General features: G+C 74.0%; 18 protein-coding genes. 7 read left to right on the top strand and 11 right to left on the bottom strand.

Features of this window, described 5'->3' with window-relative positions; translation table 11 throughout:
• Positions 1–47 precede the first annotated feature (47 nt).
• From ABD948_RS02760 to ABD948_RS02770, 3 genes are all read right to left on the bottom strand, one after another.
• Positions 48–806 (bottom strand): GAF and ANTAR domain-containing protein, encoded by a 759-nt coding sequence (locus tag ABD948_RS02760; RefSeq protein WP_345262520.1) that lies wholly within the window; start codon positions 804–806, stop codon positions 48–50.
• Positions 803–1,567, bottom strand: coding sequence for a GAF and ANTAR domain-containing protein (locus ABD948_RS02765; protein ID WP_345262521.1), 765 nt, complete (start codon positions 1,565–1,567; stop codon positions 803–805). Before ABD948_RS02765 ends, ABD948_RS02760 begins: the two co-directional genes overlap by 4 nt.
• Before the next feature lie 134 nt (positions 1,568–1,701).
• The gene (locus tag ABD948_RS02770) at positions 1,702–2,418 is read right to left on the bottom strand and encodes a thermonuclease family protein (RefSeq protein ID WP_345262522.1); all 717 of its coding nucleotides are present in this window, start codon (positions 2,416–2,418) and stop codon (positions 1,702–1,704) included.
• 133 nt (positions 2,419–2,551) lie between these two features.
• On the opposite strand from ABD948_RS02770, the gene ABD948_RS02775 reads away from it, so the two are divergent.
• Positions 2,552–3,859 (top strand): aspartate aminotransferase family protein, encoded by a 1,308-nt coding sequence (locus tag ABD948_RS02775; protein WP_345262523.1) that lies wholly within the window; start codon positions 2,552–2,554, stop codon positions 3,857–3,859.
• A gap of 27 nt (positions 3,860–3,886) precedes the next feature.
• Here ABD948_RS02775 and ABD948_RS02780 read toward each other — a convergent pair whose 3' ends face one another.
• A complete protein-coding gene (locus ABD948_RS02780; protein ID WP_345262524.1) occupies positions 3,887–4,939 on the bottom strand; it encodes an LLM class F420-dependent oxidoreductase in 1,053 nt (350 codons plus the stop codon).
• Positions 4,940–5,117: 178 nt separating this feature from the next.
• Here ABD948_RS02780 and ABD948_RS02785 point away from each other — a divergent pair, with 178 nt between their 5' ends.
• Genes ABD948_RS02785 through ABD948_RS02795 form a run of 3 tightly spaced genes read left to right on the top strand, consistent with a single transcriptional unit; the run spans position 5,118 to position 7,029 of the window.
• A complete protein-coding gene (locus tag ABD948_RS02785; protein ID WP_345264447.1) occupies positions 5,118–5,960 on the top strand; it encodes a 3-hydroxybutyryl-CoA dehydrogenase in 843 nt (280 codons plus the stop codon).
• A 54-nt stretch (positions 5,961–6,014) separates the two neighbouring features.
• Positions 6,015–6,434, top strand: coding sequence for a VOC family protein (locus ABD948_RS02790; RefSeq protein WP_345262525.1), 420 nt, complete (start codon positions 6,015–6,017; stop codon positions 6,432–6,434).
• Between the two features lie 58 nt (positions 6,435–6,492).
• On the top strand, positions 6,493–7,029 hold the full coding sequence (locus ABD948_RS02795; RefSeq protein WP_345262526.1) for a DUF3995 domain-containing protein: 537 nt from the start codon (positions 6,493–6,495) through the stop codon (positions 7,027–7,029).
• Here the strand turns inward: ABD948_RS02795 and ABD948_RS02800 are convergent.
• The 5 genes from ABD948_RS02800 to ABD948_RS02820 form a co-directional block, all read right to left on the bottom strand.
• Entirely contained in the window at positions 6,983–9,160 is a 2,178-nt protein-coding gene (locus tag ABD948_RS02800) for an MMPL family transporter (RefSeq protein WP_345262527.1), read from the bottom strand. The two genes, ABD948_RS02795 and ABD948_RS02800, sit on opposite strands and share 47 nt — an antisense overlap.
• Positions 9,161–9,271: 111 nt before the next feature.
• Positions 9,272–10,132, bottom strand: coding sequence for a helix-turn-helix transcriptional regulator (locus ABD948_RS02805; RefSeq protein ID WP_345262528.1), 861 nt, complete (start codon positions 10,130–10,132; stop codon positions 9,272–9,274).
• A complete protein-coding gene (locus ABD948_RS02810) occupies positions 10,129–11,097 on the bottom strand; it encodes an SDR family oxidoreductase (RefSeq protein ID WP_345262529.1) in 969 nt (322 codons plus the stop codon). Before ABD948_RS02810 ends, ABD948_RS02805 begins: the two co-directional genes overlap by 4 nt.
• Positions 11,098–11,238: 141 nt before the next feature.
• Positions 11,239–12,384, bottom strand: a complete 1,146-nt coding sequence (locus ABD948_RS02815; RefSeq protein ID WP_345262530.1) for an NAD(P)-binding domain-containing protein — start codon at positions 12,382–12,384, stop codon at positions 11,239–11,241.
• A 126-nt stretch (positions 12,385–12,510) separates the two neighbouring features.
• Positions 12,511–12,873 (bottom strand): winged helix-turn-helix transcriptional regulator, encoded by a 363-nt coding sequence (locus ABD948_RS02820; RefSeq protein WP_345262531.1) that lies wholly within the window; start codon positions 12,871–12,873, stop codon positions 12,511–12,513.
• Between the two features lie 116 nt (positions 12,874–12,989).
• On the opposite strand from ABD948_RS02820, the gene ABD948_RS02825 reads away from it, so the two are divergent.
• The 3 genes from ABD948_RS02825 (at position 12,990) to ABD948_RS02835 (ending at position 14,492) form a co-directional block, all read left to right on the top strand.
• Positions 12,990–13,649 carry an FMN-dependent NADH-azoreductase gene (locus tag ABD948_RS02825; RefSeq protein ID WP_345262532.1) on the top strand — a complete coding sequence of 220 codons (660 nt, stop codon included), beginning with the start codon at positions 12,990–12,992 and terminating at the stop codon, positions 13,647–13,649.
• Between the two features lie 95 nt (positions 13,650–13,744).
• A complete protein-coding gene (locus ABD948_RS02830) occupies positions 13,745–13,957 on the top strand; it encodes a hypothetical protein (protein WP_345262533.1) in 213 nt (70 codons plus the stop codon).
• A gap of 7 nt (positions 13,958–13,964) precedes the next feature.
• Entirely contained in the window at positions 13,965–14,492 is a 528-nt protein-coding gene (locus tag ABD948_RS02835; protein WP_345262534.1) for a metallophosphoesterase family protein, read from the top strand.
• Here the strand turns inward: ABD948_RS02835 and ABD948_RS02840 are convergent.
• Positions 14,479–15,039 (bottom strand): PGPGW domain-containing protein, encoded by a 561-nt coding sequence (locus ABD948_RS02840; RefSeq protein ID WP_345262535.1) that lies wholly within the window; start codon positions 15,037–15,039, stop codon positions 14,479–14,481. The genes ABD948_RS02835 and ABD948_RS02840 overlap by 14 nt on opposite strands.
• The gene (locus ABD948_RS02845; protein ID WP_345262536.1) at positions 15,036–15,749 is read right to left on the bottom strand and encodes a SanA/YdcF family protein; all 714 of its coding nucleotides are present in this window, start codon (positions 15,747–15,749) and stop codon (positions 15,036–15,038) included. The genes ABD948_RS02840 and ABD948_RS02845 overlap by 4 nt, the downstream gene beginning before the upstream one ends.
• Between the last annotated feature and the right edge of the window lie 53 nt (positions 15,750–15,802).

Consider the following 15,802-nt stretch of genomic DNA (forward strand, 5'->3'; position numbering starts at 1 on the left):
CCCGGAGTCAGCCGTGGGCCGCAGCCGCGTGGGCGAGGCCGCGCGAGTCAGTCGTGCGGCAGCAGACCCACCGTGCGGGCGTGCCCCAGCACCAGCTCCCCGGGGAGGCGCCGCTCGACCAGGGCCTCGGCGACCTCGCTCAGCTTGAGGCCGTGGTCGCGGGCGTAGCGGCGCAGCGCCTCGAAGGAGTGCCCCATCTCCAGGTCGCCCGTGTGCGCGAGGACGCCCTTGGCCTGCTCCAGCACGATCCGGCTGGTCAGGGCCGACTGCAGCTGGGTGGCCACCGCGGCGCGGTCCCCCGCCGAGCGGGCGTTGAGGATCGCCACGCTGGCCACGTGCGCCAGGGCCTGGGCCAGCTCCAGGTCGTCGGGGCCCAGCAGGCCGGTGCTGGCGCCGAAGAGGCCGAGCGTGCCGATCGACCGCCCGCCGAGCCTCATGGGCAGGGCATGCACCGAGCGGAAGCCCGCGGTCAGTGCGGCCCGGTTGAAGATGGGCCACCGGTCGGTCTGCGCGGCGAGGTCGGGCACGGTCACCGCTGCGTTGTCGCGGTAGCAGTCCAGGCAGGGTCCCTGGTTGCGCTGCAGCTGGAAGGTCTCCAGGTGGCCCGTGCCCTCCGAGGAGGCGGCCGCCAGGTGGAGCGTCCCGGTCGCGTCGGCCAGCAGCAGCCCGGCGGCGGCGACGTCGAGCAGGTCCGCGCAGTGCCCGGTCAGGGCGGTGAGCATCTCCACCGCGTCGTAGTCGTCGGTCAGCTCGTGGGACAGGTCCACGAACGCGCGGATGACCTCGCGCTCCCGGGTGGTGTTCACAGCCGCCTCCTCTCGCGGCCCTCCGGCCGTGGGTCCGCGTCGAGCACGAGCCGACGCTCGATGATGGCCCAGGCGACCTCGCTCGCCGTCTGGCCGGTGGCCACGGCGTGGGCACGCATGCGCAGCAGCGCCTCGCCCGCGTCGACGCCGAGCTGGGCGATGAGCATCCCGGTGGCCTGGTAGACCTCGATCCGGTCGGCCTCGGCCAGGTCGCCCCAGGCCTCCTCGCCGTCGCGCAGGAGGCGGCCGTCGAGGTCGTCCTCGCCGGCCCAGGTCTGCAGCAGCACGAGCGAGGCCATCTGGGCGGCCAGGAGTGCTCCCACGAGCTGCTCGTCGAGCAGCGGTCCCGGGTCGCTGCGGAACAGGTCGAGGGCGCCGATGCGCACCGAGGTCACGACGACGGGCAGCGCGAACACGCCACGGATGCCGCCGCCGAGGGCGGCCCGGGCGAAGCCCGGCCACCGCGACTCCTGCGGGTCCTCGAGGTCCGGCACCAGGATCGTCCTGCCGGTGGCGACCGCGTCCAGGCACGGCCCTTCGCCGTAGGTGAACTGGTACTCGTCCACCCGCCGGCTCGCGTCGTCGCTCGCGCCGAAGGTGCCCTGGGAGACGCCGCGGTGCACCACGGAGACGGCGGCGCCGTCGACCCCGAAGAGGCCGACGCAGGCCATGCACAGCTGGTCGGCCGCGGCGTTGCCGTGACCGGCACCGGCGACGGCCGACTCCAGCTCGGCCCGCACGACGTCGAAGGATGGCGACATGTGAGCCTCGCTCCTGGTAGTAACCCCCCACTGAAGCCCCCCCCGGAGATCCGACGCAAGTCGGCGCGCGATGCCGGGGGGGGGCGGATCGTGCTGGACAGCGGCTGCCGGTCGGGCCGGGACCGGCGCGCCCCTCACCAGCAGGTGCGCCAGCTGCCACGGTCCGCGCGCCGGGCCGCCGCCTGCGTGGCGGCGTACTCGCGGTGGCGTGCGACCGGCCGGCCCACGGTGTAGGTGCGCGCCATGCCGAGCCGCAGCTGGGCCTTCGAGGCGTCGACGCGACCGCGCACCACGTAGCGCAGCAACCGGTCGTAGCGGTCGGTGAGCGCCTGGCTGCGGTCGGAGACCAGCTGCACCCGCGTGTTGCGTGGCAGCAGCGTCCTGAGGGCCCTCGAGGCCTCGGGGCCGCCGCACTCGCGGCGGCCGTAGACCTCGGGCGTGTCGATGCCGAGCAGCCGGACGTCGCGGCGCAGCCCGCTGCGCGCGACGCGCACTCGCACGGTGTCGCCGTCGATGACCTTCAGGACGATCGCCGCGTCGCGCCGGATCGGCTCGGGGCGCGGCTCCTGGGGGCGCCCGTCGTTGCCACCACCCCCGCCGCCGCGGCTGTCCGAGCACGGGCACGGGTTGGACTCGCACGCGACGCCGTCGCCGTCGTCGTCGAGCCCGTGCGGGTCCGACCGCGGGCCGCCCTGGTCGAGGAAGAACCGCTGCGCCGCGGCCTGGGTGTCGAAGTCGCCGCAGTCGCGGTCGGGCACGGCGTGGGCCGGCGCCGCCAGGACAGCGGTGGCGAGCATGCCGGCCAGCACGAGGACGAGGCTGGCCAGGGCTGCGAGGGGACGGCGGCGCATGGGGCGACTCCGGGGGTGGGGCGACCCGGCGGGCCGCGGAGCCGTCGAGCGTAGGTGCCTCGGCCCGAGCGCGGGCGCGAACGCGGAGATCGTGACGCAGACGCGCCACGGTCGCCGCGACTACCGTGCGGCCATGCGCGACGACGAGTTCTGGACGACCGCCGATCGGCACCTGGTGCGCTACGGCGCCACCTGGACCCCGCGGATCATCGAGCGGGCCGAGGGCAGCCACGTGGTCGACAGCGAGGGGCGCGCGATCCTCGACTTCACCTCGGGCCAGATGAGCTCGATCCTCGGGCACGGGCACCCCGCGGTGGTGCGCACGGTGAGCGAGCAGGTGGCCTCGCTCGACCACCTGTTCAGCGGCATGCTGAGCCGCCCCGTCGTCGACCTCGCGGCGCGGCTGTCCGGCACGCTCCCCGAGAGCCTCTCGAAAGTCCTGCTGCTCACGACGGGGGCCGAGTCCAACGAAGCCGCCCTGAAGATGGCCAAGCTGGCCACGGGAGGCTACGAGGTCGTCTCCTTCGACCGCTCCTGGCACGGCATGACGTCGGGCGCCGGCTCGGCCACGTTCTCGGCCGGGCGCCGAGGCCACGGCCCGCCGCTGCCGGGCAACCTGGTGCTGCCGACCCCGAACGCCTACCGCTCGCCGTTCCGGCACCCCGACGGCAGCCACGACTGGCGCACCGAGCTGGAGTACGGGTTCGCGATGGTGGACCAGCAGTCCTCCGGCAGCCTTGCCGCCTGCCTGGTCGAGCCGATCCTCTCCTCCGGCGGCATCGTCGAGCTGCCCGAGGGCTACCTGGCGCGGCTGCAGCAGCTCTGCCGCGAGCGGGGGATGCTGCTGGTGCTCGACGAGGCCCAGACCGGGCTGGGGCGCACCGGGCACCTGTACGCCTTCGAGCGCGACGGCGTCGTGCCCGACGTGCTGACCCTCTCCAAGACGCTCGGGGCCGGGCTGCCGGTCGCGGCCGTCGTCACCACCGAGGAGGTCGAGCGCGCGTGCCACGAGCGCGGCTTCCTGTTCTTCACCACCCACGTCTCCGACCCGCTCGCGGCCTCGGTGGCGCTGACGGTGCTCGACGTGATCGAGCAGGAGGGACTGGTGGAGCGGGCGGCACGGGTGGGTGCCGTGCTGGGGGAGCGGCTCGCGGACCTGATGGCGCGTCACGACGTGGTGGGTGACGTGCGCGGTCGCGGCCTGCTGCGCGGCCTCGAGCTGGTCACCGACAAGGCGAGCAAGGCGCCCGCCGACGAGCTCGGCCGCGCGGTCACGGCCGCGTGCCTCGAGCGCGGGCTGCACCTCAACATCGTGCAGCTGCCGGGCATGGGCGGCGTCTTCCGCATCGCGCCGCCCCTCACCGTCGCCGAGGACGACCTGCACCGCGGCGTCGACATCCTCGACGCCGCCATCGCGGAGCTCGCCGGCAACAGTCGTTGACCGCGGCCGGCGAGCGCCGGAAGGGACTCAGCCGAGCTCGGCCGTCATCCGTGCGAGCGTGCCGACGTCGCTGATGCGCTGCTCCGGGGTGCTGGCCAGGGGCGTCGTCAGCAGGGTGGTGACACCCGCCTCGTGCAGCTCGCCGAGCTGGGCGCGCACCTCGTCCTCGGTGCCCAGCAGCGAGACCGCGCGCACCAGGTCGTCGGGCACCGCCTTGGCCGCCTCCTCCTTCTTGCCGTCGAGGTAGAGGTCCTGGATCTCCTTCGCCTCGGAGTCGTAGCCGTAGCGCACCGCGAGCTTGTTGTAGAAGTTCTTGTCGCGCGCGCCCATGCCGCCCACGTACAGCGCCAGCTGGTTGCGGATCATCTGCAGGGCCCCGGGGTCGGGCTCACCGATGGCGAAGGGGATCTGCAGCTGGATGTCGAGCGGGCCCATCTCGGGGTCGCGCTTGGCGTAGCCGGCCTCGAGCGACTCGGCCCAGGCCGTCTTGTACTTGCCGGGGTGGAAGAACAGCGGCTGCCAGCCCTCGGCCTTCTCGGCGACGAGCTCGACGTTCTTGGGGCCGAGCGCCGCCACGGCGATCGGGATCCGGTTGCGCACGGGGTGGTTGATCAGCTTCAGCGGCTTGCCGAGGCCCGAGCCGCCGTCCTCCTCGGTGAGCGGGATCGTGTAGTGCTTGCCGCGGTGCTCGACCTTCTCGCGCAGCCACACCTGGCGGCAGATGTCGATGACCTCGCGGGTGCGGCCCAGCGGCGCGTCGTACTTGAGGCCGTGGAAGCCCTCGATCACCTGCGGGCCGGAGGCGCCGATGCCGAGGGTGAACCGGCCGCCCGAGACGTAGTCGAGGCCGGCGGCGGTCATCGCCGTCAGGGTGGGCGTGCGCGAGTAGATCTGGAAGATGGCGGAGAGCAGCTCGATCTTCTTGGTGCGGGCCGCGATGAAGCCGAGCTGGCTGACGCCGTCGAAGGAGTAGGCCTCGGGCATGGCGACCAGCTGCAGCCCGGCGTCCTCGAGGGCGACGAGCTCCTCGACGGTCTCGTCGAAGCCGCCGGCGTAGTTGATGATCATCCCGGTCTTCACAGCAGTCTCCTCGTCGGTCGGCACTGGTTCGGCTCTCAACACGTGGGGCACAGCATGACGCACGGGCGTGCAGCGCCGCGGTGGCGTCCGCTTGGACTACTCACTGGTACCCAATACCGTCGAGCGGGACTGAGTGCCGTCGCCGACGGCCGGGTGACGACGAGGGAGCGTGGGCAGCGTGCAGCAGGTCGGTGTGGTCGGGTGTGGCCTGATGGGGGCGGGCATCGCGGAGGTGGCCGCGCGCAGCGGCGGGAACGTGGTGGTCGTCGAGTCGAGCGACGACGCCGCCAAGGCCGGCCTCGCCCGGCTCGAGACCTCGCTGGGCCGGGCCGAGGCCAAGGGCAAGATCGAGTCGGCGTCGGTGGTGCTCGACCGGATCGAGGTCGTCACCGACCTCGAGGCCCTGGCCGACCGCGAGGTCGTCGTCGAGGCGATCGTGGAGGACGAGGACGCCAAGACCGCGCTGTTCCGCCGGCTCGACGAGATCGTCACCGACCCCGGCGCGATCCTCGCCACCAACACCTCCTCGATCCCGGTCATGAAGCTCGGCGTGGTGACCTCGCGGCCCCAGCAGGTGATGGGCATCCACTTCTTCAACCCCGTGCCGGTGCTCAAGCTCGTCGAGCTCGTGCCCTCGCTGCTCACCGCGGACGAGACCACCGAGCGCGCCCGCGGCTGGGTCGAGGGGCAGCTGGGCAAGCAGGCCATCGACTGCCAGGACCGCGCCGGCTTCGTCGTCAACGCCCTGCTGATCCCGTTCGTGCTCTCCGCGATCCGGATGATGGAGTCCGGGTTCGCCACCGCCGAGGACATCGACCGCGGCCTCGTGCTCGGCGCCGCGCACCCGCAGGGCCCGCTGGCGCTGGCCGACCTGATCGGCCTCGACACCGTGCAGGCCGTGGCCGAGTCGCTCTACGAGGAGTTCAAGGAGCCGCTCTACGCCGCGCCGCCGCTGCTGGCGCGGATGGTCGACGCCGGGCTGCTCGGACGCAAGGCGGGTCGGGGCTTCTACACCTACTGAGAACGGGTCCCAAGAGTCGATCGTGCGCGACCGGTCGTGTGCCAGGCTCGCCACATGCCCATCACCACCACTGGATTCAGCCACGCCCGCCTGACCGTGCGCGACATCGACACCTCGCGCCGCTTCTACGACGCGGTCTTCGGCTGGGACGTCGCCTACGAGCTCCCCGCCGACGCCGACGAGCAGACCCGCGAGCAGCTCTGGTTCCTCTTCGGTGGCGTGATCTACCAGATCCCTGGCGGGCTGTTCGGCCTGCGCCCGGTGGCCGACGGCGACGACACGTTCTCCGAGGACCGCGTGGGCCTGGACCACGTGTCCTTCGCGGTCGCCGACCGCGCCGAGCTCGAGGCCGCCGTCGAGGTGCTCGACTCGCTGGGGGCCACGCACGAGGAGATCAAGGACGCTGGCGCCATGTACCTGCTGGAGTTCCGCGACCCCGACGGGATCGCGCTCGAGCTCACCGCGATGAAGTAGGGGTCGCTCGGGGAGCTCCCCGATGCCGAGGCGCGTGCGCGCGCCCTAGCGTCGAGCCGTGACCTCGCGGGCCCCGCACCACCCCTCGCTGAGGGTTGCCTGTGTCCTGGGTCTGGTCCACGCCGCCGCCAGCGCCTACTGGGCGGCCGGCGGCAGCTGGTTGGTCGAGACGGTCGGGCAGTGGGCCGTCGACTGGCGTCAGGAGTCGCCAGGCTCGGCCGCGCTGGTGCTGACCCTCGTGGCCGCCGTCAAGGCGGCCGGAGCCCTGGTGCCGCTGGCGGTGGAGTCGGGCCACCTGCCCGGACGCCGGTGGTGGCGTGCGGCGTCGTCGGCGGGTGCCGCGGTGCTCGTGCTCTACGGGACGGCCAACACGGTCGGCGCCTGGGTCGGCCTGGCCGGGTTGGTCGACCCGTCGGGGCCACAGGACGACGCGGCCCTGTGGGGCCACGCCGTCCTCTGGGATCCACTGTTCGCCTGCTGGGGCGTGACGCTCGCACTGGGACTGCGAGCCACCCGTCACGCGACGCCGGAGGGACCCCGCGGGGTGGCTAGCCCGCGCCCAGCGTCGCGTGCCGCACGGGCGCGTCCTCGCTGACCGGCCCGTCCGGTAGGTCGACCTCGGCCTCCACGGTGGGCAGCACCCGGTCCAGCCAGGCGGGGATCCACCAGGCGCGGCGTCCGAGCATCGTCATGGTGGCGGGCACGAGCACCAACCGGACGACGGTGGCGTCGAGCAGGACCGCGACGGCCATGCCGAAGCCCAGCTGGCGCACCACGAGGTCGAGCTCGGTGGCGAAGCCGAGGAACACCGCGACCATCACCGCGGCCGCCGTGGAGATGACGCGCCCGGTGGCGGCGACGCCGTGCACGACGCTGCCCACGGCGTCGCCAGTGGCCAGCCAGCGCTCCCGGATGCGGGAGAGCAGGAAGACCTCGTAGTCCATCGAGAGGCCGAACAGGATCGCGAACATCAGGATCGGCAGCCAGCTCGAGACCGGCATCGCCTGGTCGAGTCCCATGAGGTCGGTGCCCCAGCCCCACTGGAAGGTGGCGATGACGACGCCGTAGGCGGCCCCGATGGAGAGCAGGTTGAGTGCGGCGGCCTTCAGCGGCACCAGCACCGAGCGGAACATCATCGCCAGCAGCAGCATCGAGACGAGCACCACGAAGCCGACGACGAGCAGGATCCGGTCGACGAGCAGCACGGTGATGTCGGAGAACATCGCGGTGTTGCCCGTGACGACGGCGTCCGGCAGCTCGGCGCGCAGCTGCTCGAGCAGCGCCGGGGTCCGCTCGTCGGAGGGACCGAAGGCGGGCTGCGCCTCGACCACCGCCACGGCGCCGTCAGGCGAGACCACCGGGTCGGTCACGGCGACCACGCCCTCGGTGGCGCGCAGCCTCTCGACGGTGGTGGCCACCCCGGCGTCACCGACCGCGGCGCGGTCGACCACCACGGTGAGCGGGCCGTTGGCACCCGGGCCGAACTCGGCGGCGGTGATCTCGTAGGCCTGGCGGGTGGTGCTCTCGGCCGGGTTGTTCGCGACGTCGCGCGGCCAGGTGCGCATGTCGAGGGTCGGTGCCGCCAGCGCCAGCAGCAGGGTGACGGCGAGCAGGGTCCAGGCCACGGGCCGGCGCGCCACGGCGGCCGCCCAGCGGGCCGAGAGCGGCGGGCGCGCCGGACGGGGACGCCGGGGCGGGAGCCCGCGGCGCTCCCGCCGGGGGAGCAGTCGCCGACCCAGTAGTCCGCCGAGGGCCGGCACCAGGGTGAGCGCCGCCGCGGCGACGGAGAGCACCGCGATGGCGGTCGCGAAGCCGAACGAGGAGTAGACGGGCAGACCGGCGAGCGGCAGACCCATCAGCGACACCAGCACGATCGCGCCGGCGAAGAGCACCGACCGGCCGGCGGTGGCGGCCGTGCGCCCGGCGGCCTCGACGACCGGGACCCCGGCGCGGAGGAACTCCTGCTGTCGGGTCACCAGCAGCAGGGCGTAGTCGATGCCCACGCCGAGACCCACCATGATCGCCACCGTGGGAGCCGTCGTGCTCACGCTGGTGACAGCGGCCAGGAGCGTGACGCCCATCGCCGAGACGCCGAGCCCCAGGATCGCCATGAGGAGCGGCAGCCCGGCCGCCACGATCGTGCCCAGGACGATCGTCATGAGCAGCAGCGCGACGACGACGCCGACCAGCTCGCCGGTGCCCTGGACCTCCTCCAACCCCGCCGCCGCGAGCTCGCCGCCGAACTCGACCTGGAGACCGTCGAGGGCGCCGGCGGACTCGGCGTCCGCCACCGCGGCCTCGAGCGACTCGAGCCCGGCGCCACCGGTCAGGTCGGGGTCGGTGACCGGCGCATCGAAGACCACACCGAGCAGAGCAGTGCTCCTGCTCTCCGCGACGCGCGGCGGCGAGACGGAGGTGACGTGCTCGATCTCGGCCAGCTCGCGGTTGACGGTGGCGAGTGACTCCTCCGAGAGCACTGATCCGTCAGGATCGTGCACCACCACCTGGGCCGAGCTGCCGGCTGCGCCGGAGGCGGGGAAGTGCTCGCGCAGCTGCTCGACCCCGGCCTGGGCCGGCGCGTCGTCGATGTTGAAGTCGTCCTGGGGCGTGCCGCCGGAGGCGCCGGCAGCGGCGACCATCGCCACGGCGACGACGAGCCAGGCGGCGAACGTGCGCCACGGGTGGGCGGCCGTGCTGCGGCCGAGCAAGGTCAGGAAGCGGGTCATGGCGGAGGGTCCTCACAGGTCGTGTGGGCGGGCGTGCGGGCAGGGGCGTGCGGCCCCGCACCCGGTGCCGGGTCGGGAGCGGCGCGGCGGTGCCGCGCGGGAGGGGCAGGCTCAGGCCTGGGCGGAGCTCATCCGCTGTGCGCCGATGACGGTCAGCATCTGCAGCTTCTCGTGGCTCTCGGTGCCGGGGTCGGCGGTGTAGACGAGCAGCCGGTGGGACTGGTGCGGGTCGAGCAGCACCTGGCAGTTGAGGTCGAGCCGGCCGACCTCGGGGTGCTGGTAGCGCTTGACCTCGTCGGGCTCGAGGCCGATCTCGTGATCGGCCCAGAGGGTGGCGAACTCGTCGCTGTGCTGCAGCAGGTCCTGGGCCAGCTCGGCGGCCCGGGAGCCCGGCCCGCGCACAGCGGCGATGCCGCGCAGGCCGGCGGCGTACATGCGGGAGAGGAAGGAGCGGTCCTCGGCCACGTAGATCTCGCGCGTGGAGAGGTCGGTGAACCAGCGGTAGCCGTTGCTGCGCGCGTACCCGGTGAAGCGGGTCCAGTCGCCGGTCAGAGCCACCTTGGGCGGGGTCTGGCGCAACGTCTCCCCGAGCTCGGTGACGATCTCGGCCGGGGTGTCGCCGAGCCGGTCGAAGATGCGCAGCATCCCGGGGCTGATGTGCTCACTGCTGGCGCCGCGCGGCGGCGGCTGGTGGCCGGCCAGCCGGTACAGGTGGTCGCGCTCGGGAACGGTCAGGTGCAGGCCCTGCGCGATCGAGGCGATCATCTGCTCCGAGGGCTGCGGCCCGCGCTCCTGCTCGATCCGGGTGTAGTAGTCGGTCGACATATGGCAGAGCACGGCGACCTCCTCGCGGCGCAGGCCGCTGGTGCGGCGTCGCTGGCCGCGCGGCATGCCGACGTCCTCGGGCTGCAGCGCCTCGCGGCGTCGCCGGAGGAACTCGGCCAGCTGGGGGCGGTCGATGCTCACGGTCACGACGCCAGCCTGACACCGGGCTCCGGGGCCGGGAAGGTGACGCCGGTCAGCTTCTCCGAGGCAAGCCACACCCGGCGAGCCTCCTCCTCGTCGCGCAGGGGCTTGTAGAGACGCTGCTCGGCAGGCGCGCCACCCACGTGCTGGAAGCCGCTCGGGCCGTACATCCGGCCGCCCTCGGAGTCGAGGTAGGTGGCGGCCATCAGGGCGGGCAGGCCGGCGGTCACGGGCGTGCCGACGACCAGTCCGCGGGCCGAGAGCCAGCGGATGACCCGCACCTGGGTGGTGTCAGTGTCGCGCTGCAGCTCGGGGCGGGCCGAGAGCAGGCTGGTGGGCGCGACGCCGGGGTGCGAGAGGTTGCTCGTGATGCCCCAGCCGAGCTCGCGGCTGCGCCGGTCCAGCTCGAGGCCGAAGAGGCCGAACATGACCTTGGACTGGCGGTAGGCCTTCATGCCGTCGTAGGACCGCTCCCAGCTCAGGTCGTCCCAGTTGATCTCGCCACCGGCCGCGGCGATGCTCACCTGCGAGGTGACGCGGGCCCGGCCGGCACGCAGCAACGGCAGCAGGTGCGCGACGAGCGCCACGTGGCCGAGGTGGTTGGTTCCCATCTGCAGCTCGAACCCGTCGGTGGTGGTCTGGCGCTCGGGGGGCGTCATGACGCCGGCGTTGTTGACCAGCAGGTGCACCGGGGCTCCCTCGGCGCGCAGCGTCTGGCCGAACCCGGCCACCGACTCCAGCGAGGAGAGGTCCAGGTCGTGCAGCCGGACGACGGCGCCCGGGGCGGCGGCGCGGATCTCGGCGGCGGCCGCCTCGCCCTTGCCCCGGTTGCGCACGGGCAGCACCAGCTCGGCGCCGGCGGCTGCGAGCCGCCGGGCGATGCCGAGCCCGATGCCGTCGCTGCCGCCGGTGAGGACGGCGCGCTTGCCGGAGAGGTCGGGGACGGTGATGTCGATGTTCCTGCGAGGCATGGGGTGCTCCTGGTGTCGAGTGGTGTGCCGCCGGGGGAGTCCCGGGGGCGTGCCACCACCGTCGCGCAGTTCCCGAACCGGAGGCAGGGCCCGCTGATCCCCCCTTCGTCGGTCACCTCGCCGGTCAGCTCGCTGGGCAGGTCAGCGTGAGGTCAGTGCGCTGTCCCGCTGCCGCGCCAGGTCGGTCACGATGGCGCCGACGGCCTCCCGGCCGGCGCGGTTGGCCCCGACGGTCGACTGCGAGGGACCGAACCCGATGAGGTGGAGGCGCGGCTCCCGGTCGGCGCGGGTGCCGGTGACCGGGATGCCCGCGAGCGGCCCATGCAGGTAGAGCGGGTCGAGGTGCGACAGCGCGGGTCGGAAGCCGGTGGCCCACAGGATCGCGTCCACCGGGGTGAGGGTGCCGTCGGCCTCGCGGACCCCGGTCGGCTCGATCGCGACGAACATCGGTCGGCGGCTGAGCACGCCGCGCTCGCGGGCTGCTCGTACGTAGGGGATCGTGGCGGGCAGACCGGTGTAGGAGGCGATGCTGCGCCCGGGCCGACCGGCCTCGGCGTCGGCCGTCACCTGCGCGATGACGGCGCGCCCGGTGGTCTCCGGCTCGAACTCGCCCTCGAGGAACACCGGCTCGCGACGGGTGTACCAGAACGTGCTCGCACCGCGGGAGATCTCCTCGAGCAGCTGGACGCCCGAGATGCCGCCGCCGACGATCGCGACACGCAGCCCCGCGAGCTCCGCGGCGTCGCGGTAGTCGCGTACGTGCAGCTGCCGGCCGCGAAACGTCTCCTGCCCGGGGTAGCGGGGCAGCAACGGGTTCTCCCAGGTGCCGGTGGCGTTGACGACGTACCGCGCCAGCCAGGTGCCGCCGCTCGTCTCGACGAGCAGCCGCCCGCGCGGGTCGTCGTCGGCTCGCCGCACCGCGCTCACCCGCACCGGTCGGTGGATCGGGAGGGCCAGCTCGCGCTCGTAGGCGGTGAAGTAGCGCGGCACCGCCGTCCGGCTGGGCTCGTCGGGATCGGGCGGCTCCTGGACCCGCCCGGGGAGGTCGAAGATGCCGTTGACGGTGGCCATCGTCAGGGAGGGCCAGCGGTGCTGCCACGCACCGCCGGGTGCGGGGTTCGCGTCGAGCACCACGTAGGTCCCGGGCGAGCGACTCCGGTCCCCGCCCCCGGAGGGCCCGGCGCCGTCGGGACCGAGCCCCACGAAGCCGCGCCGCTGCAGGTGGTGCGCCGCGGACAGGCCCGCCTGGCCGGCGCCGATCACCACGACCGTTGCCGTGCGCAGCACCTGACCCATGCCGGAGGAACCAGGCGCCCCCGCACCGCTATTCCGCGGCCTCGGCGGACTGTGCGGCACCAGGGCACCTCTCTCGATGCGGCGCTGGCGCCGCGCATCCGGATGCGGAGACGTGTCCTAGGCGCGTCGGCTCTCCGGGTGGTCGCGGGACAGGTGGTCGCGAGCCCAGGTGCCGAGGTCGTCGAGCACCGGTGCAAGTGCGGCCCCGGCCGGTGCCAGCTGGTAGCGCACGGCGACGGGGGGACCCTCGTCCACGACGCGCGTCACCAGTCCGGCGGCCACCAGCTCGCCCAGCCGCTCGGAGAGCACGGAGTCGCTGATGCCGCCCGTGGCCCGCCGCAGCTCGGCGAAGCCCGCGGGCCCCCCGACGAGCGAGCCCAGCAGCACGCCGTTCCAGCGCTTGCCGAGCAGAGCGAACGCGTGGGTCAGTGCGGCATCGCAGGCAGGTGCCGAGTGCTCGACCTGCGCCTCCTCGCCCATGGACACCAGCGTAGTCGCGGCCGTGAACTTCTGGCGGGAATGCAACTTGGCATCTACAAGTTGCTAGGATTCTAGAAGCGCCGACGAGGTGCCCTGACTTCCACCGAGGAGAACCCATGACCCTGTTCCGGCTCGACGCCAGCATCCTTCCCGCCACCTCCAGCAGCCGCGAGATCGCCGACATCGTGGAGGCGGCCTGGACCGCGGAGCACCCCGACGACGAGATCATCCGCCGCCACCTGGGCACCCAGCCGCTGCCGGCCGACGCGTGGGCGGCTGCGGTCACCGCCGCGTACGTGGCCGAGGAGGACCGCACCCCCGAGCAGCGCGCCGCCCAGGCGCTGGCCGCCGAGCTCATCGAGGAGCTCACCTCGGCCGACGCCGTGCTGCTCGCCGTGCCCCTGTACAACTTCGGCGTCTCCCAGCACGTCAAGGCCTGGATCGACGTCGTGATCGCCGGTGCCGAGGCGGGCGCCCCGTTGCTGCAGGGCAAGCCCGTCGTGCTCGCCACCGTCCGGGGCGGTGCCTACGGCGCCGGCACCCCGCGCGAGGGCTGGGACCACTCCACCGCCTACCTGCGCCGCATCCTGGAGGACGTCTGGCAGGCCGACCTCACCGTCGTCGAGCGCGAGTTCACCCTGGTCGGGGTCAACCCCGCCCTCGACGAGTTCACCGACCTGGCCGCCGAGATGCATGAGTTGGCGCAGTCCGCCGCGCGCGAGGCGGGGGCCGCGCTGGCCAGGACGAAGCGAGCGAGCGAGACCGCTCGCGCCTGAGCGGCTCGCCGGCCGCCTCGCGCGGCCCGGCGGACGCGGGCGGACGGACGCGGCCCGGCGGATGCGGTCGGCGCCGCTCGGGGTACCGGCGAGGCATGACGAACCAGCCCGAGGAGCAGACCGGACGCCTGGACGACGCCGCCGAGGAGGCGGAGGAGTCCTCGACCACCGACGGCCCTGCCGCCGAGGGGGAGTACGACCCCGCCCAGGGGTCGCCCGGCGGCGCGCACCCCACCGCCGAGACGTTCCCGGAGGAGAGCGCCAAGAGCGGCGTCGAGGGGCACCCGCGCAGCGACGCCGCCGAGTAGGGGCGGGGTGGTCACCCGGCTCCTGGTCGTCGCCGACACCCACCTGCCCACGCGCGCGAAGGTGCTGCCGGAGCAGGTGTGGTCCGCGGCCGAGGCCGTCGACGTCGTGGTGCACGCCGGCGACTGGATGGCGGCCGGGCTCCTCGACGAGCTCGAGCAGCGGGCACGCCGGGTCATCGGCGTCTGGGGCAACAACGACGGCGACGACCTGCGGGCGCGCCTGCCCGAGGTGGCCCGGTTCGAGGTGGAGCGGGTGCGGTTCGGCGTCGTCCACGAGACGGGCCCGTCCAGAGGACGCGAGGAGCGGTGCGACGAGCTGTACCCCGACCTCGACGTCCTGGTCTTCGGGCACAGCCACATCCCCTGGGACACGACGACCGCGAGCGGGCTGAGGCTGCTCAACCCGGGCTCGCCGACCGACCGCCGCCGGCAGCCGCACTGCACCTACCTGACGCTGACCGTGGACGGCGGCGCCGTCACGCAGTCGACCCTGCACCGACTGCCGCCCAGGACGGCCGGCGTCAGGAAGCGGTGAGGCAGAGGCCGACCGCCGCCGCCAGCACCACGGTCGAGCGGAGGCCGGCCCGAGGTCCGGTGACAGCCCGTGCCGCGGCCACGCGCAGCCGGCCCGTCCATCCGGTGACCCCGACGGCCCGCGGTCCCCACCGGACGGCACCGACCACGAACAGGGCCGAGGCGATGACCGCCGAGGACCACAGGCCGACGGTGGTGGCCGTCCCGGCCAACGGAAGGCCCGGTCCCAGCCGCCCGCCGGCGACCTCGACCTGCGGGACGCGGAGATCGACGGTGTAGGCCAGCGACAGCACCACCAGCCACGCCGGCCCGAGCGAGGTCAGCGGGAGGCGCGGCCGCGTGGCGACGCCGGCGCGGACGGCGGTCAGGGCACGCGCCTGCGCCGGCTCGTACCAGCGCGCGGCCCACGCGTGCCGGGGGGCGAGCACCCGCAGCCCGGCGACGACGACGAGCGCTCCCGGCCCCGGCAGGGGCACCAGCGCCACCCCGACCACCAGCAGCGACCAGCCGGCCAGCGTCGTCAGGGCACCGCCTGGCCTCGCGGTCACGACCGCTCCGCCCAGGACGCCCGGCCGTCGCCGGTGATGGGGTGCGTCGGCCCGCCGGTCACCTCGGGGCGGACGACGGACTCGACCAGCCCGCTCACCCGGGCCAGCACCTCGCGGCCACGGCGCCCGCCCTCGCGGACGACGTAGCCCTGGGCCTCGATGCCGGCCGCGGCGGCGAGGTCGACCGAGCGGGCCGCGTAGGCGCCCTGGGTCACCACCACCGCCGTCTCGACGCCGAAGACCTCGCGGGCGCGGCTCATCGTGTCCCACGTGCTGAACCCCGCGTAGTCGGTGAACACGTCGGACGGCGGCACGCCGGCTGCCATTACGGCGTCGCGCATCGGGCCGGTCTCGTCGTAGCCGGCACCGCCGTGGTCCCCCGAGACCAGCACCTTCTCCACCGTGCCTGCGCGGTGCAGCGCCACCGCCGCCCCCACCCGCTCGGCCACCACCGGCCCGAGGGTCCCGTCCGCCCGCACGTGCGACCCCGGCACGATCACCACCTGGGCCGGCGCCAGCTCTCCGGCCCGCGTCGTCAGGTCGCCGTCGGCGCGCAGCAGCACCACGACATTGGCCGTCGCGACGACGCCGACGCCGAGGGCGCCGAGTGCGGCGACCACGACGACGGCTGCGCGCCGTGCCCGCCGCGCACCGCGGTGGGGACGGTGGCCAGGTGACGGGGGGCGGTGGCGGACGACGGCGTCGGTCATGCCTCCACGGTGACGCAGCGCAACCGCCGTGTTCAGGGTCTGTCGATCCCCCC

The sequence above is a fragment of the Nocardioides nanhaiensis genome (assembly GCF_039542785.1).
Taxonomy (GTDB): domain Bacteria; phylum Actinomycetota; class Actinomycetes; order Propionibacteriales; family Nocardioidaceae; genus Nocardioides; species Nocardioides nanhaiensis.

Excerpts from the sequence above, each read along its gene's own strand:
- ABD948_RS02765 (WP_345262521.1), bottom strand. The coding sequence starts at position 1,567 with ATGTCGCCATCCTTCGACGTCGTGCGGGCCGAGCTGGAGTCGGCCGTC.
- ABD948_RS02770 (WP_345262522.1), bottom strand. The coding sequence starts at position 2,418 with ATGCGCCGCCGTCCCCTCGCAGCCCTGGCCAGCCTCGTCCTCGTGCTG.
- ABD948_RS02775 (WP_345262523.1), top strand. The coding sequence starts at position 2,552 with ATGCGCGACGACGAGTTCTGGACGACCGCCGATCGGCACCTGGTGCGC.
- ABD948_RS02790 (WP_345262525.1), top strand. The coding sequence starts at position 6,015 with ATGCCCATCACCACCACTGGATTCAGCCACGCCCGCCTGACCGTGCGC.
- ABD948_RS02800 (WP_345262527.1), bottom strand. The coding sequence starts at position 9,160 with ATGACCCGCTTCCTGACCTTGCTCGGCCGCAGCACGGCCGCCCACCCG.
- ABD948_RS02810 (WP_345262529.1), bottom strand. The coding sequence starts at position 11,097 with ATGCCTCGCAGGAACATCGACATCACCGTCCCCGACCTCTCCGGCAAG.
- ABD948_RS02820 (WP_345262531.1), bottom strand. The coding sequence starts at position 12,873 with ATGGGCGAGGAGGCGCAGGTCGAGCACTCGGCACCTGCCTGCGATGCC.
- ABD948_RS02825 (WP_345262532.1), top strand. The coding sequence starts at position 12,990 with ATGACCCTGTTCCGGCTCGACGCCAGCATCCTTCCCGCCACCTCCAGC.
- ABD948_RS02830 (WP_345262533.1), top strand. The coding sequence starts at position 13,745 with ATGACGAACCAGCCCGAGGAGCAGACCGGACGCCTGGACGACGCCGCC.
- ABD948_RS02845 (WP_345262536.1), bottom strand. The coding sequence starts at position 15,749 with ATGACCGACGCCGTCGTCCGCCACCGCCCCCCGTCACCTGGCCACCGT.